Origin of the sequence: Polaribacter litorisediminis, assembly GCF_019968605.1 — a bacterium.
Lineage (GTDB): Bacteria > Bacteroidota > Bacteroidia > Flavobacteriales > Flavobacteriaceae > Polaribacter > Polaribacter litorisediminis.
On record NZ_CP082966.1, the window covers coordinates 3,538,284 to 3,560,647 of the forward strand.

Annotated in this window: 24 protein-coding genes and 4 pseudogenes; 10 read left to right on the forward strand and 18 right to left on the reverse strand. The window is 30.8% G+C overall.

Annotation, left to right across the window (positions count from 1 at the left end; all coding sequences use genetic code 11):
• Positions 1-85: 85 nt before the first annotated feature.
• The 12 genes and pseudogenes from moaC to rplU all read right to left on the reverse strand — a co-directional run.
• Positions 86-559 (reverse strand): cyclic pyranopterin monophosphate synthase MoaC, encoded by a 474-nt coding sequence (gene moaC / locus K8354_RS15025; RefSeq protein WP_223442288.1) that lies wholly within the window; start codon positions 557-559, stop codon positions 86-88.
• A 165-nt stretch (positions 560-724) separates the two neighbouring features.
• Positions 725-1,014: pseudogene (locus tag K8354_RS15030) on the reverse strand (GIY-YIG nuclease family protein).
• A 239-nt stretch (positions 1,015-1,253) separates the two neighbouring features.
• Positions 1,254-2,486 carry a molybdopterin molybdotransferase MoeA gene (locus K8354_RS15035; protein WP_223442291.1) on the reverse strand — a complete coding sequence of 411 codons (1,233 nt, stop codon included), beginning with the start codon at positions 2,484-2,486 and terminating at the stop codon, positions 1,254-1,256.
• On the reverse strand, positions 2,486-3,022 hold the full coding sequence (locus K8354_RS15040) for a GRAM domain-containing protein (protein ID WP_223442294.1): 537 nt from the start codon (positions 3,020-3,022) through the stop codon (positions 2,486-2,488). The genes K8354_RS15035 and K8354_RS15040 overlap by 1 nt, the downstream gene beginning before the upstream one ends.
• 83 nt (positions 3,023-3,105) lie before the next feature.
• Positions 3,106-4,098, reverse strand: coding sequence for a GTP 3',8-cyclase MoaA (moaA, locus tag K8354_RS15045; RefSeq protein WP_223442297.1), 993 nt, complete (start codon positions 4,096-4,098; stop codon positions 3,106-3,108).
• Positions 4,099-4,512 (reverse strand): YeeE/YedE thiosulfate transporter family protein, encoded by a 414-nt coding sequence (locus K8354_RS15050; protein WP_223442300.1) that lies wholly within the window; start codon positions 4,510-4,512, stop codon positions 4,099-4,101.
• A 60-nt stretch (positions 4,513-4,572) separates the two neighbouring features.
• Complete coding sequence (locus K8354_RS15055; RefSeq protein ID WP_223442304.1) at positions 4,573-5,130, reverse strand: YeeE/YedE family protein; 558 nt, start codon at positions 5,128-5,130, stop codon at positions 4,573-4,575.
• 1 nt (position 5,131) lies between these two features.
• Positions 5,132-6,364, reverse strand: coding sequence for a 3-deoxy-D-manno-octulosonic acid transferase (locus K8354_RS15060; protein WP_223442307.1), 1,233 nt, complete (start codon positions 6,362-6,364; stop codon positions 5,132-5,134).
• Between the two features lie 215 nt (positions 6,365-6,579).
• Positions 6,580-7,302: a LytR/AlgR family response regulator transcription factor gene (locus tag K8354_RS15065; protein ID WP_223442310.1), complete on the reverse strand. Its 723-nt coding sequence runs from the start codon at positions 7,300-7,302 to the stop codon at positions 6,580-6,582.
• Positions 7,303-7,368: 66 nt separating this feature from the next.
• Entirely contained in the window at positions 7,369-9,312 is a 1,944-nt protein-coding gene (locus K8354_RS15070; protein WP_223442338.1) for a sensor histidine kinase, read from the reverse strand.
• Positions 9,313-9,438: 126 nt separating this feature from the next.
• Positions 9,439-9,699 carry a 50S ribosomal protein L27 gene (rpmA, locus tag K8354_RS15075; RefSeq protein WP_223442341.1) on the reverse strand — a complete coding sequence of 87 codons (261 nt, stop codon included), beginning with the start codon at positions 9,697-9,699 and terminating at the stop codon, positions 9,439-9,441.
• Positions 9,700-9,758: 59 nt separating this feature from the next.
• Positions 9,759-10,130 (reverse strand): annotated as a pseudogene (rplU, locus tag K8354_RS15080) (50S ribosomal protein L21); the annotation flags it as partial.
• Between the two features lie 262 nt (positions 10,131-10,392).
• Between rplU and K8354_RS15085 the strand changes: the two are divergent.
• Both K8354_RS15085 and K8354_RS15090 read left to right on the forward strand, forming a co-directional pair.
• Positions 10,393-11,706, forward strand: a complete 1,314-nt coding sequence (locus tag K8354_RS15085) for a M16 family metallopeptidase (protein WP_223442344.1) — start codon at positions 10,393-10,395, stop codon at positions 11,704-11,706.
• 47 nt (positions 11,707-11,753) lie between these two features.
• Positions 11,754-13,802 carry a M16 family metallopeptidase gene (locus tag K8354_RS15090; RefSeq protein ID WP_223442347.1) on the forward strand — a complete coding sequence of 683 codons (2,049 nt, stop codon included), beginning with the start codon at positions 11,754-11,756 and terminating at the stop codon, positions 13,800-13,802.
• A gap of 91 nt (positions 13,803-13,893) precedes the next feature.
• Here the strand turns inward: K8354_RS15090 and K8354_RS15095 are convergent, their stop codons facing one another.
• Positions 13,894-14,769 (reverse strand): DMT family transporter, encoded by an 876-nt coding sequence (locus K8354_RS15095; RefSeq protein WP_223442350.1) that lies wholly within the window; start codon positions 14,767-14,769, stop codon positions 13,894-13,896.
• 136 nt (positions 14,770-14,905) lie between these two features.
• Between K8354_RS15095 and K8354_RS15100 the strand changes: the two genes are divergently transcribed.
• Together K8354_RS15100 and K8354_RS15105 are read left to right on the forward strand one after the other, a co-directional pair.
• Positions 14,906-15,427: a cation transporter gene (locus K8354_RS15100; RefSeq protein ID WP_223442353.1), complete on the forward strand. Its 522-nt coding sequence runs from the start codon at positions 14,906-14,908 to the stop codon at positions 15,425-15,427.
• A gap of 49 nt (positions 15,428-15,476) precedes the next feature.
• Positions 15,477-16,442, forward strand: a complete 966-nt coding sequence (locus K8354_RS15105; RefSeq protein WP_223442370.1) for an L-threonylcarbamoyladenylate synthase — start codon at positions 15,477-15,479, stop codon at positions 16,440-16,442.
• 67 nt (positions 16,443-16,509) lie between these two features.
• Here the strand turns inward: K8354_RS15105 and K8354_RS15110 are convergent, their stop codons facing one another.
• A complete protein-coding gene (locus K8354_RS15110; RefSeq protein ID WP_223442373.1) occupies positions 16,510-16,866 on the reverse strand; it encodes a phage holin family protein in 357 nt (118 codons plus the stop codon).
• Between the two features lie 249 nt (positions 16,867-17,115).
• Between K8354_RS15110 and K8354_RS15115 the strand changes: the two genes are divergently transcribed.
• From K8354_RS15115 to K8354_RS15130, 4 genes are all read left to right on the forward strand, one after another.
• The gene (locus K8354_RS15115) at positions 17,116-17,667 is read left to right on the forward strand and encodes a class I SAM-dependent methyltransferase (protein WP_223442376.1); all 552 of its coding nucleotides are present in this window, start codon (positions 17,116-17,118) and stop codon (positions 17,665-17,667) included.
• A gap of 513 nt (positions 17,668-18,180) precedes the next feature.
• Positions 18,181-18,693 carry a GFO_1088 family ECF-type sigma factor gene (locus K8354_RS15120; RefSeq protein ID WP_223442379.1) on the forward strand — a complete coding sequence of 171 codons (513 nt, stop codon included), beginning with the start codon at positions 18,181-18,183 and terminating at the stop codon, positions 18,691-18,693.
• Positions 18,677-19,105 carry a hypothetical protein gene (locus K8354_RS15125; protein ID WP_223442382.1) on the forward strand — a complete coding sequence of 143 codons (429 nt, stop codon included), beginning with the start codon at positions 18,677-18,679 and terminating at the stop codon, positions 19,103-19,105. The genes K8354_RS15120 and K8354_RS15125 overlap by 17 nt, the downstream gene beginning before the upstream one ends.
• Positions 19,106-19,144: 39 nt before the next feature.
• Positions 19,145-19,639, forward strand: coding sequence for a hypothetical protein (locus K8354_RS15130; protein WP_223442385.1), 495 nt, complete (start codon positions 19,145-19,147; stop codon positions 19,637-19,639).
• Positions 19,640-19,723: 84 nt separating this feature from the next.
• Here the strand turns inward: K8354_RS15130 and K8354_RS15135 are convergent.
• Positions 19,724-19,924 (reverse strand): annotated as a pseudogene (locus tag K8354_RS15135) (16S rRNA (cytidine(1402)-2'-O)-methyltransferase); the annotation flags it as partial.
• On the opposite strand from K8354_RS15135, the gene K8354_RS18720 reads away from it, so the two are divergent.
• Entirely contained in the window at positions 19,905-20,030 is a 126-nt protein-coding gene (locus K8354_RS18720) for a hypothetical protein (RefSeq protein ID WP_302850535.1), read from the forward strand. The pseudogene K8354_RS15135 and the gene K8354_RS18720 overlap by 20 nt on opposite strands.
• 92 nt (positions 20,031-20,122) lie before the next feature.
• Here the strand turns inward: K8354_RS18720 and K8354_RS15140 are convergent.
• Positions 20,123-20,317 (reverse strand): annotated as a pseudogene (locus tag K8354_RS15140) (16S rRNA (cytidine(1402)-2'-O)-methyltransferase); the annotation flags it as partial.
• On the opposite strand from K8354_RS15140, the gene K8354_RS18725 reads away from it, so the two are divergent.
• The gene (locus K8354_RS18725) at positions 20,298-20,423 is read left to right on the forward strand and encodes a hypothetical protein (RefSeq protein WP_302850536.1); all 126 of its coding nucleotides are present in this window, start codon (positions 20,298-20,300) and stop codon (positions 20,421-20,423) included. The pseudogene K8354_RS15140 and the gene K8354_RS18725 overlap by 20 nt on opposite strands.
• A 92-nt stretch (positions 20,424-20,515) precedes the next feature.
• Here K8354_RS18725 and rsmI read toward each other — a convergent pair whose 3' ends face one another.
• Both rsmI and K8354_RS15150 read right to left on the reverse strand, forming a co-directional pair.
• Positions 20,516-21,187 (reverse strand): 16S rRNA (cytidine(1402)-2'-O)-methyltransferase, encoded by a 672-nt coding sequence (rsmI, locus tag K8354_RS15145; protein ID WP_223442388.1) that lies wholly within the window; start codon positions 21,185-21,187, stop codon positions 20,516-20,518.
• Between the two features lie 5 nt (positions 21,188-21,192).
• Positions 21,193-22,317, reverse strand: a complete 1,125-nt coding sequence (locus K8354_RS15150) for a Fic family protein (RefSeq protein WP_223442391.1) — start codon at positions 22,315-22,317, stop codon at positions 21,193-21,195.
• Positions 22,318-22,364 lie beyond the last annotated feature (47 nt).

Sequence of the window (22,364 nt, forward strand, 5' to 3'; positions counted from 1 at the left end):
TTTTCTGAAATTATTTCAGTTTTTTTATCTGTTTGAGCGAAGTCGAGAACTTTTTAAAACCTCTCGACGGCGATCAAGGAGAGAATTAATTTTTAATATCAGATTTCCCTCCGGTTTTTTCTAATAACTTTACTTCTTTGATAACCATTTTCTGGCTGATGCTTTTGCACATATCATACATGGTTAAACACGTAATATTAACGCCAGTTAACGCTTCCATTTCTACGCCTGTTTTTCCTTCAATCGTCACTTTACAAAAGACCTCTACATGCTCTGAATCTATAACATTGATATCAATATCTACACCGTTAATCAATAAAGGATGGCACATAGGTATCAATTCAGATGTTTTTTTCACTGCTTGAATTCCCGCAATAATTGCCGTTTGAAAAACAGGTCCTTTTTTGGTCATCAATTCGTCTTTTGTAAAATGAGAAATTACTTCCTCTCCTAAAAACATGGTTGCTTTTGCAATGGCTGTTCTTTTGGTAATTTTCTTTTCAGAAACATTGACCATCTTAGGATTGTGTTTTTTATTTATGTGGGTAAAATCGCTCATTTTTTCTAATTAATTTTCTCGATACAATTTCGATGAGTTCTCGATACAATTTCAATGAAAAATTGAAATCACTCGAACTGACATCGTATATGATCTGTTTTAATAACCTGCTGTCACTTCGAGTGAAATTTCCTTTTCAGAAATTTTGTATCGAGAAGCTTATACCTATTTAAACTTCTTCTTTGCTAAATTAGGGAGTTTTTCATACTCATCATTAATTAACGCCTCCTTTTTTGCTCTTGACCATTTTTTATTTGTTTTTCCGTATCAATTGCAAACCCTGCATCAGAAAACTCTGCATAGAACATCAACTCTAAAGGTCTTCTTTTGTAAGTGTAACTATCTTTATGTTTTCCTTGTTGATGTTCAAAAAATCGTTGCTCAAGATTTGATGTAAAACCTGTATAATACGTTTTATCAGAACATTTTAGAATATAAACGTAGTAGATTTTCATAGTTTCATTTTGATGAGTTCTCGGTACAAATTTTTCGTTCCTCAAAATTCACTCGAACTGACATCGCATATGATCAGTCTTAATAAACTTGCTGTCACTTCGAGTGAAATTTCTTTTTCAGAAATTTTGTATCGAGAAGCTTTTAAGTTCTATTTACTTTTTTACTTCTAAAGTGTTCTCGATACAATTTCGATGAAAAATCGAAATCACTCGAACTGACAGAGTGTTTAAAATAAAATTTATCTATACCTAATTATTGAATAATTTTCACCTTTTTTAAAGTCACTTTGATCACTTGGTAATTGAATAAAAGCATCCGATTTCACTAAACTCGCTAAATCACCAGATCCATTTCCTGAAATTGGAAACGCAACTAAATGTCCAAATTTATACACTAACCTTACTTGTAAAAAATAAGTTAAACTTGGTTTAAAAGAAACATCTTCCCCTAAGATTGCGGTTTCCTTTTGATGCTCTACACCAACAGATTTAAAATACCAAGGATAAAAATACACCAAACAATTTACAAAAGTTGAAATCGGGTTTCCGGGAAAACCAAAGACAATTGTTTGTTTTTTTTCATGCTGATAACCATGCTGTTCATTCTTGCTTAAAGAAGCTGTGCTTCCAAACCAAAAAGGTTTCCCTGGCCTTTGTGCAACTTTATGAAATCGTTTTTCAACTTGTAATTCTTCAAAAACTTCGGGTAAAAAATCAAACTTTCCTTTACTTACTGCTCCGCTAAAAAGCAGCACGTCATATTCTTGTAAATAGTTTTCAATTTTTGATTTTAATAAGGGTTTGTCATCGGTAATATGCGCAGTTTCTGCGGTAATATTCAAACGTTCTAGCAAAGAAACTAAAGTAAATACATTGCTTCTTCTTATTTGATGTGCTAAAGGAATTTCATCTACCGCAACCAATTCATCACCTGTAGAAATAATCATTACTTTAGGTTGTTTGGCAACTTTTACAAACGATTTACCAACGGTTGCCAAAACACCTATCTCGGCTGCTGAAATTTTTGTGTTCTTTTGGATTAAAACCGTTCCTTGCTTTCCATCTTTCCCTTTTACATGAATATTTTGTCCGTCATTTACAGCATCAATATGAAGGATTGCAAATCCGTTTTCAATAGAAATGTCTTCATATCTAATAACCGTATTTGTGTTTTTTGGCAAAACCGCTCCCGTCATTACTTCGATACAATTTTCTGAATTTTGAAGTGTAATTTGTGGACTTCCTGCTGCTTGAATTCCTTCTATTTGAAAGCTCCTTCTACCTTCTTTAAATTGAGGGAAATCAATTGCAATACCATCCATAGAAACTCTATTAAATGGCGGAAAATCTCTATCTGCCGAGATTTCTTCTTTTAAAATTTTACCAACAGATTTTAAAAACGGAATTTCTTCAACTCCAAAATCTTGAGTTGCATTTAAAACAGTTTCTAAAGCTTGTGCTACTGAAATCATTAAGCAATTCTTTTTTGAATTCGTTGAAGTTGAGTATCTCTATCGTTTATCACAAAACAATATTCTTTTTTTTCTTTAGTAATTACTTTTATACCATTATCGACAGTTTTCATTGTTTTTCTTTTTTCAACTTCAACGATATCTGAATATTTTATATTGGTCTGTCCTTTCTGGATATTTAAAGAATGACTTTTAAAAATTAATCTTTCGTTTGTCAGGAATATTTTCCCTCCCACACCTTCTAATCCTCTAAATATGTTTGCAAAAATTTCTTCTTCAATTTTTTCATTTTCAAGAAGCTCTGGCTTTATATTATCTATTCGTTTTCCTACAAATTTTTTCATAAACCAAGGAAATAGAAAAATAAAGAAGAGCGTCATCGAAACACCATAAATTACAGCCTGTATAATTACCATTTCAATACTTTGAGCTGTATTTAACAAATACAATATTAAACCATACAATACGGTTGTAGAAACGGCTAACAAAGTTATTTGTTTCCAATTCAATATAACTTCAAATTCTTTTTTCATCATTAGCATATTAGATTTTTACGTATATAGGAATGAGAATACCTATTACACAAGAGTATTTTCCCCTTTGGGGAATTAAAAGGGGATTACCCTCCAATTGTACTCATACTTTCAGAAGCGCCACCATCTTTTCTATTGGCTTCTGCAATAAAACCATTTTCTGGTTTGTCTTTTATCAAACTTAAAAAGAGCTCTTTTAAATCGTCATTACTCGCTCCTTTTCTTATAAAATCTCTTAAATTAAAAACTCCGTCATCAAACAAACAATTTTTAAAAGTTCCGGTGGATGTAATTCTGATACGATTACAATCATTACAAATTGTTCGTGTAAATGCAGGAATAATACCCACAGTTCCTAAATGATTTTGGATGGAATAATTTCTTGAAGTTGAAGATTTTTCAGACTGAATTTCAGTGACCTCAAATTCCGTTTTTATCTCTTCTAAAATTTTTCTAAAGGTCCAATTTTCTTGCATCTCGCGTTGTCCTTTTCCATTAAAAGGCATTTCTTCAATAAAACGGACAGCCACATTTTTATCTTTTGTCAATCTTACAAAATCCACAATTTCATCCGTATTAAAACCCGATTGAACGACTACATTCAGTTTTAAATTTAAACTGCTTTTTTCTAATAGTTCAAAAGTTTTATACACCTCAGGAAAGACATCTCTCCGTGTAATTTTGGCAAATTTTTCTCGATCTAAACTATCAATGCTTAAATTGATGTGTTTTACTTTTTCTAACTGTTCAATTTTATCAATATGATGAGAAATTAAAGCCCCATTTGTGGTAATATTAATTGCATCTAACAAATCGTTATAAGACAACATTTCTAAAAAGCCCACAAAGTCTTTTCTTACAAAGGGTTCTCCGCCCGTTAACCGAACTTTATTGACACCCAATTCTGTTAAAACGCGAATTAATCGATACATTTCTTTAAACGTCAGTAGCTCCTGTCTTGGCACAATATCTATTCCGTGAGCAGGCATGCAATATTGGCAACGTAAGTTACAACGGTCGGTAACTGCCAAACGCACATATTCTATTTGTCGTCCAAAATTATCTATTAATTTGCTCATTTAATTTGGCAATTTCTTACTTAACAGTCCATAAATAAATGCTCCTAAAAGTGCACCAACCAATAAAATTAGAGCCGGCACCAATTTAAAACCTAATATTACAAAAATGGGTGCCGCACAAGCTCCAGAAATTGCCCAGCCTAAACCGAATAAAGTTCCGCCAAAAATGGTGCTTATAAATCCTTTTTTCTTTGGTTTTGGTACTATTTTATTTCCGTTGATATCCTTAATTTTTCCACTTTTAAATAATTGCATAAAAACCAAAGAGATGACCACTGCTCCGCCAATAATTCCGAACATATGAAACGATTGAAACTTGAACATTTCGTAAAAACGATACCAAGAAATGGCTTGCGTTTTACTTAAAACAATGGCGAAAAAAACTCCTAAAATTAAAAATTTAATATTTTTCATTTGTATATATTTTGATGACTAACAAATTTTTGAAATCTGATTGTCAGAATGTTTTTTAGATTAAAAAAGAATCGGAATTATAAACCAAGTTGCGATGATCCCGCCAATAAAAAAGCCAATAACCGCTAATAAAGACGGTAATTGTAAACTGCTTAAACCCGTAATTGCATGTCCAGAAGTACAACCGCCTGCATACCGTGTTCCGAAACCAACTAAAACTCCCGAAATTATTAAAATGAGAAAACCTTTTAGTGATGAAAAAACGTCTTCTCCAAAAATCTCATCAGGAAAATATTGGTTTCCAACATTTGAAAAACCTAAATCTGTCAATTCTTGCACCGTTGTAGGATTTAAGTCTATGTTTTGATTTGGAATTAAATAATTTGCAGCAATAAAGCCACCAATAATCAATCCGATTACAAACATCAAGGCAAAATCTCGTTCTTTCCAATCTTTTTTAAAGTAATCAGAAAATTTTCCGGCGCCCGCCATAGAGCAAAGTGTGTCGAAATTTGTAGAAGCTCCAAAATTCTGTCCAAAATAAAAATATAATAACAACGAAATTGCTATTAATGGGCCACCGATATACCAAGGCCAAGGTTGTAAAATCAAATCCATTTTATAATTTTGTATTTAAATAATCCATAATTAATTTTGTAGCACCAAGGTTCTGTTGAATATATTTCTTATTGATTTCTCCGGTTGATTTTCGAAAACCTTCATCCTTATAAAGTTTAGCAAAAATACTAGAAAAATCCTTCTGATGATGTATAGAAATGCATCCTTTCCGCTTCACTAAATCAACAGCTTCTTGAAATTTCTCATATTTATTTCCTATGACCACAGGAATACCAAAAGTTGCTGGCTCTAGAATATTATGTAAACCGGTTTTTAAACCTCCACCCACATAAGCAACATTAGCAACCGCATAAATTTTAGTTAAAATACCAATCGTATCAATAATAAAAACTTGATATTCTTTTAAATTTTTACCTGCTTTTGTAGAATATAAAATTGTTTTTTTTTGGATTGATTTCTGAAGTTCTAAAACAGCATCCCCATTCATATTGTGTGGCGCAATGATAAACTTTTCATTTTCCGAAGCGTCATGATTGATATAATTCACTAACAATTCTTCATCTTCTTTCCAGGTACTTCCGGCAACAACAAGGTATTGATTATTTTTAAATTCAGAAATAAAATCGAGTCTATTGTCTTGTTCTAAAATTTTAGAAACCCGATCAAAGCGAGTATCTCCAGCAATCGTTACATTCTTAAAATTAATAGTGTTTAACAAGGTTTTAGAAGTTACATTTTGAACAAAAAAATGATCAAAAGCTTCTAAAGATTTTTTCATAAAGCCACCATACCATTTAAAAAACAACTGATTTTCTCTTAAAATACCCGATACCAAAATTGTTGGAATCTCCTTATTTTTTAATTCATACAAAAAATTTGGCCAGAACTCATATTTTATAAAAACTACCAAAGTAGGATTTACTTCTTTTATAAATTTTCTTGCATTCGATTTTGAATCTAAGGGTAAATAACAAATAGCATCTGCTAACTTATAGTTTTTTCTAACTTCATAACCGGATGGGGAAAAAAAAGTAACTAGAATTTTATATTGTTTGTATTCTTTTTTTAACGCTTCTATAATTGGTATTGCTTGCTCAAATTCGCCCAAAGAAGCCGCATGAAACCAAACTGTTTTTTCGTTTTTTAGTTCGGCTATTTTTAAGAATGTTTCATTTCTTCCCTCAACAAAAAGCTTTAATTTCTTATTGAAATATTGTAAAACAAATAGAATTTTAGTTGCTAAAAAAACAAGTGCCTGGTACATAAATTTCATCCCTGTAAAAATACAAAAACGAACTTGTATTTTTACAAAAAAAAAGTTACCTAAAAAAAGGTAACTTTTATTACAAATGAAGTAAATCTCTTGTCCCCCAACATTTAATTTACTACGTAGAGTATTATTATAATAATTAAAGATATAAACTATTTTAAAAATTGAGGTTAAAAAAGTTCTTAAACACTTTTTTAATGTTCTTAAACACTAAATCATTAAATATACGTAATTGCTTTTAGAACATTTTCCTTGTATTTTTTCCCTATCGGGATTTCTATATTTTCTACTATTAGAAAAGTATTACTTATTTGTTTTAGGTGCTGTTTATTGATAATGAAACCTCTATGAACTCTTAAAAAATTATTATTTAATTTATGAATTACCTCATTTAAGCTAGATCTGGTCACAATATTTTGATTGTTTTTTAAAACGATCTCGATATAAACATGAGCGCTTTTTAAATACAATATATCTTTAAAATAAATTTTTTTAAAATTACTTTTATCTTTTACAAAAAGAGAATCAACAACGCTAAGGTTGGTGTTTTTTAAACTTTGTTCTTGACTAGAAAAATTATGCAAGGCAATTTCAATAGATGTATACAATTCTTTTTTAGAAAACGGCTTTATTAAATATGCATTGGGCATTACTTCTTTTGCTTTATGTAGCGTGTAAGAATCCGCATTTGCGGTTAAAAAAATAAAAGGAAAATTATATGATTGTCTTATCTTTTTTGCCAAATCGATACCTGTTTTACTACCTGATAAATGAATATCTAAAATTGCAATATCTGGCTTTTCTCTTTCTATGGTTGCAATAGCTTCTGTGTATGTAATGGCAGGATCTATGGGGATATAAGAGAGTTCATACAAAGCTTTACAAATATCATCTGCAATTAGAACCTCATCTTCAACCACTAATACTTTTATTTTATCCATAAAGATTTAATTCAAAATTAATGAGGTTTTAAAACTTATTTTTTACATATTTCATAAACAATACGACTAATGTGTCATTTTTCTGGCGTGTTCATCTTTAAAATAAATTACAAATTTCGCTCCATTTATATTTGTTTGAGTAATACTACCATGCAATTGTTTTACCAATCTGTAGATAAGTTTTAAACCTAAACTAGTAGTTTTTGCAAGGTCTAAATCATTTGATATTCCTGATCCGTTATCTTCAATAATTAATTTATAATTATGCGCGTGCTCTTTTGAAATTTGAATAAAAAGAGTGTTCTTTTTATCACTTGTAAAAGCATATTTAAATGAGTTTGTAATTGCTTCATTGATAATTAAACCTAACGGAATGGCTGTATCTACATCCAAAAAAATATTTTCTACTTCAATTTTTGTAGCAACTTTTATTTTCAATTCGTACACGAATGATATTTCCTTAATTAATAAACTTATATATTCGTTAAAATCTATTAAACCACTTTCATTTCTAAATAATTTTTGATGGATTAAAGCCATCGATTTTACTCTGTCTTTACCTTGTTTAATGCGATTGATTGCCTGTTCATCTTCTATACCCTCTAACTGGAGTTCTAACAAACTAGATATAATTTGAAAATTATTCTTAACACGATGATGTACTTCTGTCATAAGAACTTCTTTTTCCTTTAAAGTTTTTCGAATAATGTTATTTTTTTCCGATAAATCTTTGGATTGTCTTTTTATTTTCATGATAATAATAAAACAAAAAAACAAAAATATCCCTGCCAATGCAGCTATAATGGCATAAAGATCTTTCTTTTCTTTTTCAAAAATAATTTCTTTTTCCTTCTCTTTAACAACTTGTTGTATTTTATAATTCGCTAAGGAATTCGAGAGATCTTCTGAATAAATTTTTTTGGTATTATTTATATTTTTGTCTTTATAACGAAGCGCTAAATCATAAAATTTGTAAGTTGCTAATGTATTTGAACTAACTTTATAAAATTGATTCAAATCATTTGGACTTAAATCTTTGGCTAAAACCTCTAAATTTTCTATCAAAGTAGGGATGTCTTTCGCATCAAACTTATTTAAAATTTTCTTTTTTAAAAATTCATCTTTCTGTAGCTTACCAATTAACTTTATGTATAACACATAGGTAAATTTCTTTGTATCTGGATCATTAAAAAGAATACCAATTAAACTGATGACTCTTTCATTATGCCCTCCTTTAAAAATATAAGCATCAATTAAATGTTCTATGGTACTGTGATAATAAGGACTCGTTGCCGCTAGTTCTTCCTGTAACTCCAAACCTTTTTCGCTAATCGCGATATATTCATCTAATTTCCTTTCGTTCACTAAAAAGTCTGATAAATGATATAAAAACATAATTTCTAGTTGCTTATCATTTAACTTTCGTGCGGTTTCTAAAGCTTCTAAGCAAAGTTCTTTTCCCTTCGGATCATTCTGAATTAAATACATCACAATAGGATGCGTTTTTATCTTTGTTTTAGCTCTTAAAACATCCTTATTAGAATCACTAAATTTGTTGATGTATTGCTCTAATTTATGCTGCTCTACCGAAGCTTTATCTAAACTAACCTCGTCTCTTAATTTAGATATTTGAGTCCATTTAATTTCTACATACTCTAAATTTATATTTTTAGTATTCGTAGGCTCGATTACATGACGATTGATAAAATTAGAAATCTGATCATAGCTTTGGGAGCGTCTATTTCCTAATCCAGAAATAAAAGAATAAAATTCTGAATATGAAACGGGTTTATTGTTTATAATATTTCTATAAAAATCGTAATACCTTCCTTGCTCTATCTTTAAATCTAAATAATATGCTGCAGAGTCCAGTTTATTTTCAATAATATACCTTTCTACTTTTAAGTTATATGGTTCTGGTATATTTTTCTTTTCGCTAAAAGAATTTAAAGATTGTGCAGAAGTAATAAACGTTGTAAGGAATAAGAGAATAAAATAGGGGGTTCTCATGAGTTTGATTAATATTTCTATAAATTTAATCAAAGAAATTGGAAAAGCAACAATATAATTTTAAAAATAAAAACGCTCAGACTAATAAATTAGTCTGAGCGTTTTTATTTAAAAAAACTTAATTTCTTATACCTCGAATGGAGTTATAGAAACATAAGATCTATTGTCTTTTTTCTTACGAAATTCAACAACTCCATCAACTTTTGCATGTAAAGTATGATCTTTACCCATGTAAACGTTTTCTCCTGGATTGTGCGTTGTTCCTCTTTGACGAACAAGAATATTACCTGCAATTGCAGCTTGTCCTCCAAATATTTTTACTCCTAGACGTTTCGATTCTGATTCTCTACCATTCTTCGAACTACCTACTCCTTTTTTATGTGCCATGATGTTATGGTTTTAAAATTGAAATTCTAATTTAGTTAAAGCTTTTATTAATTTAATTCAGCTTTAGGAGCAGCTTCTTTTGCAGGAGCAGCTTCTTTTTTCGCTAACTTTTTAGCACCAGTAGTCGCTATAGATTCAATCTGAATCTCGCTTAAGTACTGTCTATGTCCATTTTTCTTTATGTAACCTTTTCTTCTTTTCTTCTTGAAAACGATTACTTTATCACCCTTAAGGTGATTTAAAATTTGAGCTGTTACTGAAGCTCCTTCTATAGCTGGGGCGCCAATGGTTACGTTACCAGCGTCGTCAAGTAAAAGAACATTGTCAAAAGTAATTTTTGATCCTTCTTCTCCTTGTAAACGATGAACGTACACTTTTTGGTCTTTTGCAACTTTAAATTGCTGCCCTGCTATCTCTACGATTGCGTACATACTAATTAGTTTTGCGTATTTCTACTTATTAATGCATTTAACTTACTGAAAATGCGGATGCAAATATACTTATTTTTTATAATTTAACAACATTGCTTCTTATAAATTTTTTATATACCATCAATTAGAAATATTATACAATTTTAACGCTATTTTAAGAGCTATCTTTCTTATTTTTGAAGTTGACCATTTGTGTAATCTTTAAGTAAAAAACTAGAAAGCCTTGCGTCAAACTCAAATATAAACTATTAAAAAAAAATCAATGAAGAAAAGTATTTTATCTCTTGCTTCCGCAATGTTATTTGTTTTTGCAACAAATGCACAAAAAGTGGAATTTGAAGAGTACGATTTAGATAACGGAATGCACGTTATTTTGCACAAAGACACTTCTGCTCCGGTAGTAATAACCTCTGTAATGTATCATGTTGGTGCTAAAGATGAGCAACCAGGAAGAACAGGAATGGCTCATTTTTTTGAACATTTATTGTTTGAAGGAACAAAAAATATAGGTAAAGGCGAGTGGTTTAAAATGGTTTCTTCGAATGGCGGAAGAAATAATGCAAATACTACAGACGATAGAACATACTACTATGAAATTTTTCCTTCTAATAAATTAGAATTAGGACTTTGGATGGAATCTGAACGTTTATTGCATCCTATTATTGGTCAAGATGGCGTTGATACACAAAATGAAGTTGTTAAAGAAGAAAAAAGATTGCGTGTAGACAATCAGCCTTATTCGCGTTTTTTAGAATATGTTAAAGAAAATATGTTTAAAAAACATCCCTATAAAGGAACCACGATTGGTAAAATGGCAGATTTAGATGCTGCTACTTTAGAGGAGTTTTTAGCATTCAATAAAAAGTTTTATGTACCTAATAATGCAACTTTAGTGGTTGCGGGTGATATTGATGTAGCTTCCACAAAAAAAATGATTCAGGATTATTTCGGACCGATTCCAAGAGGTGCAGAAGTTAGTAAAGACTTCCCGATGGAAGATCCTATCACAGAAGCAATGACTGCAAAAGGCTATGATGCAAATATTCAAATTCCTGCAATTATGGCGGCTTACAGAACGCCTTCTATGAAAACAAGAGATTCTAGAGTTTTAGACATGATTTCCTCTTACCTAAGTACCGGAAGAAGCTCCGTGCTTTATAAGAAGTTAGTTGATGAGAAAAAAATGGCTTTACAAGCGGGTGCTATCAATGTAAGTCAAGAAGATTACGGAACTTATATTTTATTTGGTTTACCGCAAGGTGAAACAAAATTAGAAGACATCATTAAAGAAATTGATGAAGAAATTCTTAAAATGCAAACAGAATTAATTTCAGAAAGAGATTATCAAAAATTGCAAAATCAGTTTGAAAATAATTTTGTGAACTCAAATTCTAGTGTAGAAGGTATTGCAAATTCTTTAGCACGTTATCATGTTTTATACGGAGATACCAATTTAATCAATAGTGAAATTGAGATTTTCAGATCAATTACCAGAGAGGACATTCAAGCAGTTGCAAAAAAATATTTGAATCCTAATCAACGATTACTTTTAGAATATTTGCCAAAAGAAAAATAATATAGCCTCAATCTTAGATTGAGTTTTCAAAAAATAAGACATAAATTATGAAAACAAAAATTTTATCATTCATAGCATTTCTTCTAGTATCTGTTGCCGTAAATGCACAAATAGATAGAAGTACCATGCCAAAACCAGGACCAGACCCTGAAATTAAATTAGGTACACCTACCACCTTTACCTTAAAAAATGGTTTAAAAGTTATTATGGTAGAAAACCATAAACTACCGAGAGCATCTGCAAGTTTAACGATTGATAATAAGCCTTACTTTGAAGGTGAAATTTCAGGAGTTTCTGGAATGATGGGGAGCTTATTAGGTCGTGGAACTACTAATATTAGTAAAGACGAATTTAATGAAAAAGTAGATTTTTTAGGCGCCAATGTTGGTTTTGGTAGCTCTTCTGCCTATGCATCTTCCTTAAAAAAATATTTTCCTGAGATATTAGGTTTAATGGCAGATGGCGTAAAAAATTCTCAATTTACGCAAGAAGAATTTGACAAAGAAGTTCAAATTACCTTAGATGGTTTAAAATCTGATGAAAAAAATGTTACCTCGGCAGCAAGACGTGTAGAAAATCTTTTAACTTTCGGTAAAAATCATCCTTTTGGAGAATTTACATCAAAAGAAAGTGTTAAGAAGATTACATTAGAAGACGTAAAAAAGAACTACAACACGTATTATAAACCTAACAATGCATATTTGGTAATTGAAGGTGATATTGATACAAAAGAGATTAAAAAATTAGTAAAAAACTTATTTTCAGATTGGGAAAAAGGAGAAATTCCTGCTTACACCATGCCTGAAACGAAAAACGTGCCAACCACAGAAATAAATTTTGTGAACATGCCAAATGCCGTGCAATCTGAAATTGCAGTCATCAATAATGTAAATTTAACTTTAGGAGACAAAGATTATTATGCTGCTTTAATGGCGAGTAATATTCTTGGTGGTGGCGGAACTGCTCGTTTATTTATGAACCTTAGAGAAGACAAAGGATATACGTATGGATCTTATGCTAGCTTAAGACAAAACAGATATGCGGGTACTTTTAGAGCAACGGCAAGTGTTAGAAACATGGTAACCGATAGCTCTGTTGTAGAGTTACAAAGAGAAATTAATAAAATTAGATACCAAAAAGTAACTCCAGAAGAATTGAAAAATTCTAAAGAAGAATACATTGGTGGTTTTGTAATGGACGTGCAAAAACCAAGAACTGTGGCTAATTTTGCCTTGAATATTGAACGTTACAACTTACCAAAAGATTTCTATGCAAACTACATTAAAAATATAAAAGCAGTTACTTTAGAAGATGTTCAAAATGCTGCTATTAAATATTTTAGAGGTGACAGAGCAAGAATTGTAATTACAGGAAAAGGAATTGATGTTTTAAAGAATCTAGAAAAAACAGATTACGTGATTAAATATTTTGATAAATATGGAAATCCGACTGAGAAACCAGAAATGACCATGCCAATTCCAGAAGGAATGACTGCTGGAAATGTAATCGATAAATACATCGAAGCTATTGGAGGCAAGGAAAAGGTAATGGCTGTAAAGACAACCATGATGATTGCAAATGCTACCATTCAAGGAACACCTTTAGTAATGACCATGAAAGCTGCTGCACCTAATAAAACTTCTCAAGTAATTTCTGTGATGGGAAATGTTGCGCAAAAAGCTGTTTTTAATGGTACTACTGGATATCAAGAAGCAAGAGGTCAAAAAATGGATATGCAGCCAGCACAAATAGAAGAAGCAAAAGCTAATTTAGTTCCTTTCTCTGACATGGCATATACAAACGGAACATTAGACCGAATTGAACCTGTTGATGGCGTAAACTACTTTGTAATTAAATACAATGACAAAGAAATATTTTATAACATGGAGTCTGGTTTAAAAACAAAAGAAGTAAAAACAGTAAAAACTCCAGACGGAAAAGAAGTTCAAGTTCCTACTACTTTTAGTGATTATAAAGAAGTAAACGGCGTTATGTTTCCATACACAATTGGTCAGAAAATGGGTCCAATGGATTTAAATTTTGAAATAAAAGAAATTAAAATAAATGAAGGCGTTTCTGATGCTGATTTTGAATAATTATTTTTAAAAATAGAGTATATAATAAAGAGTCAAGATATATTTCTTGGCTCTTTTTATTAAGTAGTTTATCAACTCAAACAATAAAATCTTAACGATTCTTATTCACCAAATAAACACCAAATAAAATAATAGCTCCAGCAAATATTTGAATACCACTTAACTTTTCTCCATCTAAAAATCCCCAGAAAATAGCTACTAAAGGAATTAAATACGCCACAGATGATGAAAAAACAGGATCTGAAATATGCACCAATTTATTATAAATAGTTTTTGCAATTCCTGTTCCTACAATCGATAAAATGGCTAAATAGCCCAAAGACTCCATTAAAACTTCATTTTTTACATCCAACGTAGCAAAGAAATCTGTACAACCTAAAACAATAATTGCCGGAACTAGTAATAGTAAAAAATTACCCGTTACAATAGATAATGCAGGTACATCACTCAAATATTTTTTTATCATATTTGCGTTTAAAGCATACCCAACAGAACCTATAATGATCAAAAAAGCAAACCAATAATTCTGATTCGGGTTTAAAGAAGCTCCTTTTAAAATCAGAATTAAAGTTCCTACCAAACCGATTAAAATTCCAAATAGCTGCTTTCTTTTAAATGTAAAACCAAAAATTGAAGCTCCTAAAATTAAGGTATAAAAAGGTGTTAACGAATTTAAAATCGATACAATGGAACTATCGATGTTGGTAATGGCAAATGCAAATAAGAAACCAGGAATAAAAGTACCCGCCAATGCTGTAAATACAACATACCTATAATGCTCTTTTTGAATCTTTTTTAACGACGGAAAAGCCACTGATAATAAAAAAATTGCGGTAAAAATCATTCTCAAAGCACCTACCTGTATTGGTGTTAAACCGATTAAGGCTTTTTTCATCAAAATAAAAGAACTACCCCAAACTAACGCGAGAACTAGTAAATAAAACCATTTTTGTTGTTGAGGATTCATAAGTTCGGTAAATATTTGCAAAAATCTGATATTTATTTAAATAGCTATCTAAATATTGATAAATTTGCACAATAACTAAATGCCAAAACTTGATGACCTTTTAAACAGGTTTTTATAAACTTATAAATTTATTCTCATGAAAATTCAAAAAGTACTATCCGCTATTGCAATTGCGTGTTTCGTTCTAATAGGATGTAAAGACGAAGTGAAAAAAGAAGTGAAAAAAGAGCAACTTTCTTTAGCTATTTCTGGAATGACCTGCGAAATTGGTTGTGCAAAAACCATTCAATCTAAATTATCTAAAAAAGAAGGCGTTTTAAATGCTAAAGTAATTTTTACCGATAGTATTGCCAATATTGAATTTGATTCAAATACAACCTCTAAAACAGCTTTAATTGCTTTTGTAGATGGTATTGCTGGTGGCGATTTATATAAAGCCTCTGAAGCTTCAATAGTTTCTAAAAAGGCGCATGTATGTTCAGGTAACTGTAAAGAAAATTGTGAAATGCATGCAGCTTCCGAAAGCACTAAAAAAGCACATGCGTGTTCTGATGCTTGTAAAGAAAAGTGTGAGATGAAAGCTGAAAAAATGAAAGCCGAAAAAATGACTTGTAAAGAAGATTGTACTATGGCTTGTTGTAAAGATAAAAAAGCTTAATTATCGATTACATAATCACTATAAAAAATAGTGGTTTTATACTATCACCATGAGCATCATTTCTAAAGATATAACAAAAGCCATTACGCTATTATCAAATGATGAATTGGTTGCTATTCCTACAGAAACTGTCTATGGTTTAGCAGGAAATATCTTTAGTGAAAAAGCGATTCAACGTATTTTTGAAACCAAAAAAAGACCCTTTTTCAATCCGCTAATTGTTCATATTTCTTCGGTTGATGTTCTAGATACGATTGTTTCTCATGTTCCTGAAAAAGCAAAAATATTAGCCAATACTTTTTGGCCAGGATCTATGACTTTGGTCTTAAAAAAGACTAAAAAAATTCCTGATATCATTACAGCAGGCAAAGATACAGTTGCGGTGCGTGTACCAAATCATCCTGTAACTTTAGAGCTACTTAAAAAACTACCTTTTCCTTTAGCCGCGCCAAGTGCCAATCCTTTTAACCAAATTAGCCCTACAAAACCAGAACATGTAGAACACTATTTTAAGCATGACATTCAAATGGTTTTAGATGGGGGTGCTTGTAAAAATGGCATAGAATCTACCATTATTGGTTTTGAAAATGACGAACCTGTTGTTTACAGATTAGGCGCTTTAGCTATAGAGGATATTGAAAGTGCTGTTGGTAAAATCACCATCAAAAATAAAAAGGAAGAAAACCCTGATGCTCCAGGAATGTTAGACAAACATTATTCACCAAAAACTAAAACTATTTTAACATCTTCAATTTTAGCTGAAATTGAAAATCATCAAAATAAAAAAATTGGTGTTTTAGCTTTTAATACTTCCTTTAAAAGTGATAAAATTGCGGCTGAAATTATTTTGTCAATCACTTCTAATTTACAGGAAGCGGCATCAAAATTATATGACAGTTTGCATCAACTAGACCATTTAAATTTGGATCTTATTATTGCCGAAAGACTCCCTGACATTGGGTTAGGAAAATCGATAAATGACCGTTTACAACGTGCTTCCTTTGTGGCTTTATAAACTTATTTATAAACTTAAAAGTCAAAAATAAAACGAGATATCTTACACTAAGGTTTCTTCTAATTCGTCATTCATAATTCATACGATCCTCATCTAAAAGTGAAAACAAGAAAGACCTAAAGATAGACAGTAAAATACTAAAAAATAACGCTGCTAAAAAGCCTGAAACTGCAAAACCATCTACCAATTTATCTGCCAATAGAATGATAATTGCATTAATTACAAACAGAAACAAACCAAAAGTGACTAAAGTTGCCGGAAGTGTAAAAAATACCAAAAGCGATCTAACAAACATATTTAATAACGAAATTACAATAGCAACAATAATTGCAGAAATATAGCCATCTATGACCACTCCAGGTAAAATATTGGCTAACAGAATCACTGCTAAAGCCGTTAATAAAATTTTTAAAAAGGTTTTCATGTGCTGTAATTTAACCTATTGATTGCTAAAAGTGTACCGAAATAAAAAGCCTGAAGTTTTGACAGGTTTAAAAAATATCATTTGTTTCTAGACACATTTTCTTCTAATTGAGCCCAAGGTTAATTTAAATAATACAGATGATTATATATCTTTGTTAAAATTCGCCTCCATTTAGTAGAAAATATGGGACTTTATAATAAATATATTCTTCCGTCAGTAATTGACTTCGCTTGTAAACAAAACGCTAGCATGCGCCAACGAATGAAAGTAATTCCATTAGCTGCCGGAAATATTCTGGAAATTAGAGTGGGCTCAGGATTGAACTTGCCTATCTATGATAAAGAAAAGGTAACGCATTTAACTGCCATCGATCCCTCAAGAGAAATATGGCAGAAAAACAGCATTGATGTACAAAACCTACCCTTTGAGTTTGCATTTACAGAAGCATTTGCCGAAAATATACCAGAAGATAATAACCAATTTGATGCCGTTGTAATTACCTATGCCCTTTGTACAATTTCAGATACAAAAAGAGCCCTTGAAGAAGTACGAAGAGTCTTAAAACCAAATGGAAAATTAATTTTTTGCGAACATGGCAAAGCTCCGGATAAAGTTACGCAACAATGGCAACATAGCATTAACCCCATATGGAAACGTCTCGGTGGTGGTTGTCATTTAAATAAAGATATTCCATTCATCATTCAAGAAAATGGATTTAAAATAAAGACTTTAGAAAAAATGTATATCCCAGGATGGAAACCTGCAAGTTTTAACTATTGGGGTACCGCTGAAGTTTACTAAAATATTTACAACTCAAAACAACAGAAACTATTTTTGGCACAATTACAATTACAATTACAAAAAAGGATTCGTTTCTCCTATTTTTACTCTTGTTTTAAGAAAAAAGACGGTTATTGCTAACGTTTGTTAGTCGCTAACTCACAAATACCTTTCTAATTTATAGCACTTTAAAATTGTATGTATTTTTCTTTTAAAACTAGTTTTGATAAAATGGCAACTGAATGCCAAATGCAAACAATTTTCAAGAACCAAAATTTTCAGCCATTTTATTATCAATTTCTAGGTTAAAATAAGCTGCTGGTGTAAACGTATAATTGTCTTTTAATGACTAGATTTTTTTATGAAAATAAGATTTCTGATGGAGTCTATTTTAGTTTATTTTGAATTCTTTTGTTCTTAGTTTATTTTTTGTGATCATCCCAAAATTAAATAAAGTTAACCATTTCAATATATTTTAAAGAAAAACAATTTTATTTGTTATGAATCATTCATATTTTTCGTTATACAAATAGCATGAACAAACAAGATTTTAAACAGAACGTCTTTTCATTTTCAGAAAGAATTTACCCTATGGTTGCAAGAATGCTCGGCGGCAATCATAATGCTGAAGATGCAATTCAAGAAATAATGCTAAAACTCTGGGAAAAACGAAATCAGGTTGCAAAACACCCAAATATAAAAGGTTTGGTATTCTTAACAGCTCGAAATTATTGCATAGATGTGTTGCGTAAAAAATCACTTTTGGTAGATGATGCTACTTCTTATTTAAAGGTAATAAAATCATCGAATGATAACTCTGATATAGAATGGCAAGAACTTAATAGAATTATTCAGGAAATTCTAAAAAAGTTACCTGAACAACAAAAAGAGGTTTTTGTAATGCGCGATTTAGATGGATACGAATTTAAAGAAATATCGGCAACACTAGAAATTACAGTAGAACACGTTAGAGTTTTAGTATCAAGAGCAAGAAAATTTATAGGAGCATCCTTAGAAAAAACATACCATTATGAACAAGGAAAATAGGAAAGATATTATCAAGAAATACAAGTCTGGTACGTCTAATTTAGAGGAGGAAAAATTGCTATTTAACAGTGCAGAAAAAACGGATGAACCTTTAAAAATATGGGCTGATTTTGTGAAGCAAAACCAAAAAGAAATTCCAGAAAACTTGAATGATAAATTATGGGCATCTTTTGAAGAAAAAACTAAAAAATCCAATAAATTTAAGATTGGAATACTATCTGCTGCTGCATCAATTACGTTGATTTTCTCATTGTTCATTTATAATAGTAATCAAAATACACTTACAGAAACAGAAAAGCAAGCGTTATTAAACGAAGCCAAAAATATGTTTATTGAAGCTGACAAAGAAAAAGTAATGTATCGAAAAATCTTAGAAAATGATTTGGTCATTGTTTACACAAAAACACAATAAAAATAAATAAAGTCTATTAATAATTAAACATCAATAAAAATGAAAAAAATAATATTTGCATCAATTATGATACTGTGCTCACTTTCAATAGTCCGAGCACAGGAAGAAAAAAGCGATAAAGAAAACCTTTTGGTAAAATTAAAAAAAGGTGCAACACCAATTATTTATGTAGATGGTAAAATTTTCGATTTCCCTATGGAATTGATAGATCAAACTCAAATAGAATCGATGTTTGTCATAAAAGGAAAAGATGCAATTGCTAAATACAAAGCACCAAATGGCGTTATTTTAATAAAAACAAAAGCGGCAAAGCAGTTAGATTTTTCTTATATAAAAGCAGGCGAGCATTTAAAAGAAATGGCCAATAAAAACGATCCAAAAGTAATTATTGACGGCAAGGTTGCTGATAAAAAAACGCTTGATACATTAAGTCCGAATACTATTGATAAAATGGAAGTAATAAAAGGAGAAAAAGCCATTAAACAATACAATGCGCCTAACGGTGTCATTATTATCACTACAAAAAAAATGTAATCAATTCAAAATATCTTCATTGAAATACTCAGCCAAATAAAACTTTAAAATCGTTTTATTTGGTTGAGTTTTTTTTGGAATACTTTATTTTGATGATTTCCCTTCAACAACAATAACAATCTCCCCTTTTGGTGGTTTATTTGTATAATGCGCTAAAACTTCAGTAGCAGTTCCCCTTACAGTTTCCTCAAACATTTTTGTGAGTTCTCTTGAAACAGAAACTTGCCTGTCAGCGCCAAAATATTCTACAAAATGTCCCAATGTTTTGACTAATTTACTGCCAGAAAATATTGAAAGTGTGGATGTTGTAAAAGGAGAGAAAGCCTTAAAAGAATATAATGCACCAAATGGGGTAATTATTATTATCAAAAAGAAGAAAAATAAAAAGTAATTTTAATTACATGCCCAATTTCAGACCTCACAGGTTTTCAAAACCTGTGAGGTCTTTTCGAAGAGTACTATTTATCTTCCAATAATCAATAGCTATTTCTTCCCTTCAACAATAATAACAATCTCCCCTTTTGGTGGTTTATTTGTATAATGCGCTAAAACTTCAGTAGCAGTTCCTCTAATCGTTTCTTCAAACATTTTTGTGAGTTCTCTTGAAACAGAAACTTGCCTGTCAGCGCCAAAATATTCTACAAAATGTACCAATGTTTTGAGTAATTTACTGCCAGAAAATATTGAAAGTGTGGATGTTGTAAAAGGAGAGAAAGCCTTAAAAGAATATAATGCACCAAATGGGGTAATTATTATTATCAAAAAGAAGAAAAATAAAAAGTAATTTTAATTACATTCCCAATTTCAGACCTCACAGGTTTTCAAAACCTGTGAGGTCTTTTCGAAGAGTACTATTTATCTTCCAATAATCAATAGCTATTTCTTCCCTTCAACAACAATAACAATCTCCCCTTTTGGTGGTTTATTTGTATAATGCGCTAAAACTTCAGTAGCAGTTCCCCTTACAGTTTCCTCAAACATTTTTGTGAGTTCTCTTGAAACAGAAACTTGCCTGTCAGCGCCAAAATATTCTATAAAATGGCCCAGTGTTTTGACTAATTTATGCGGAGATTCGTAAAAAATCATGGTTCTCCTTTCTTCGGATAAAAGCAAAAAACGTGTTTGTCTTCCTTTTTTTACAGGCAAAAAACCCTCAAAAACAAACTTGTCATTGGGCAAACCCGAATTTACCAACGCAGGAACAAAAGCCGTTGCACCTGGTAAACAATCTACTTCAATATTGTTTTCTACACAGGCTCTTGTCAATAAAAACCCAGGGTCTGAAATAGCTGGAGTGCCAGCATCGGAAATTAAAGCACAGGTTTCTCCATTTTGTATTCTTTGCACCACACCTTTAACCGATTTATGCTCATTATGCATATGATGACTGTGCATTTGAGTGGTGATTTCAAAATGTTTTAAAAGTTTTCCGCTGGTGCGTGTGTCTTCTGCTAAAATAAAATCGACTTCTTTTAGAATTCTGATGGCTCTAAAAGTCATGTCTTCTAAATTACCAATGGGTGTGGGTACTAAATATAGTTTACTCATAATAATTAGTGGTTAAAAATGTCTAAATAATCATCAAAAATATAAAGACGATTTCTTTGAGAACCTGTTATTTCCTTTAAGATTTTTAAATTCTCAAGTTTACTTATCAATTGGTATGCAGATTGTGGGTTTTTCTCTATAATTTCAGCGACTTTTTGTGCATCAATAACAGGATTGCTGTATAAATAATCTACTATTTTATGGGCGTCAGAACTTCTTGCTCCTAATTCAGCAATGTTCTCTTCCGTGGATTTTGAAAGATGCATAATTGCATTAAAAGTTAGTACTCCTTTTTTTGAAGTTTCTATTATTCCAGTTAAAAAAAACTTAAACCATTGGTTAATATCATTATGTGTTCTGACTCTCATTAAATTATCATAATACAAACTTCTATGTTTTTCAAAAAAATCTGATAAATATAAAATAGGTCTTTTAAGAATGCCTTTACTAACCAAATACAGCGTAATTAATAATCTGCCTACTCTGCCATTTCCATCTAAAAAAGGGTGTATTGTTTCAAATTGATAATGAATCAAAGCTATTTTTAACAAATCTGGCATCGGGTTTTCTAAATCGTTTGCAAACTTTTCTATATCAGAAATCAATTCTATGACTGTGTTGTGAATAGGAGGTATAAAAACTGCATCATTTATAGAAGCTCCTCCAATCCAATTTTGACTGGTTCTATATTCTCCTGGTAATTTATGATTGCCCCTAACGCCTTGTAATAAAATTTTATGAGTTTGTTTTATCAAACGACTTGAAAAAGGAAGTGTATGCAGCAAACTTACAGCGTGATTCATTGCCTGAATATAATTCTGTACTTCTTCCCAATCATCTCTTTTTTCGCTTGAGATATCTTCTTTTTTAAGAAAGACTTCCTCCATATTCGTTTGTGTACCTTCTATTTTTGAGGATTGTGTAGCTTCTTTTGCAATGTGCATTTGTGTAAATAAATCGATATTTACATATTCAGAATGCATATCTAATCTTCCTAATTGTCTATCTGCAAGGCTTAATAATTGAATCAGTTTCATATCACTTATCATCCAATCTCTATTAATTTGAGTAGGTTGAAAACTTTTGTAATATCCTTGATTTTGATAGAACCCTGAATTAAAATTTATCATAATAAGAATTCTTTTATTATGTAAATATATTAAAAAGTCATAATTAA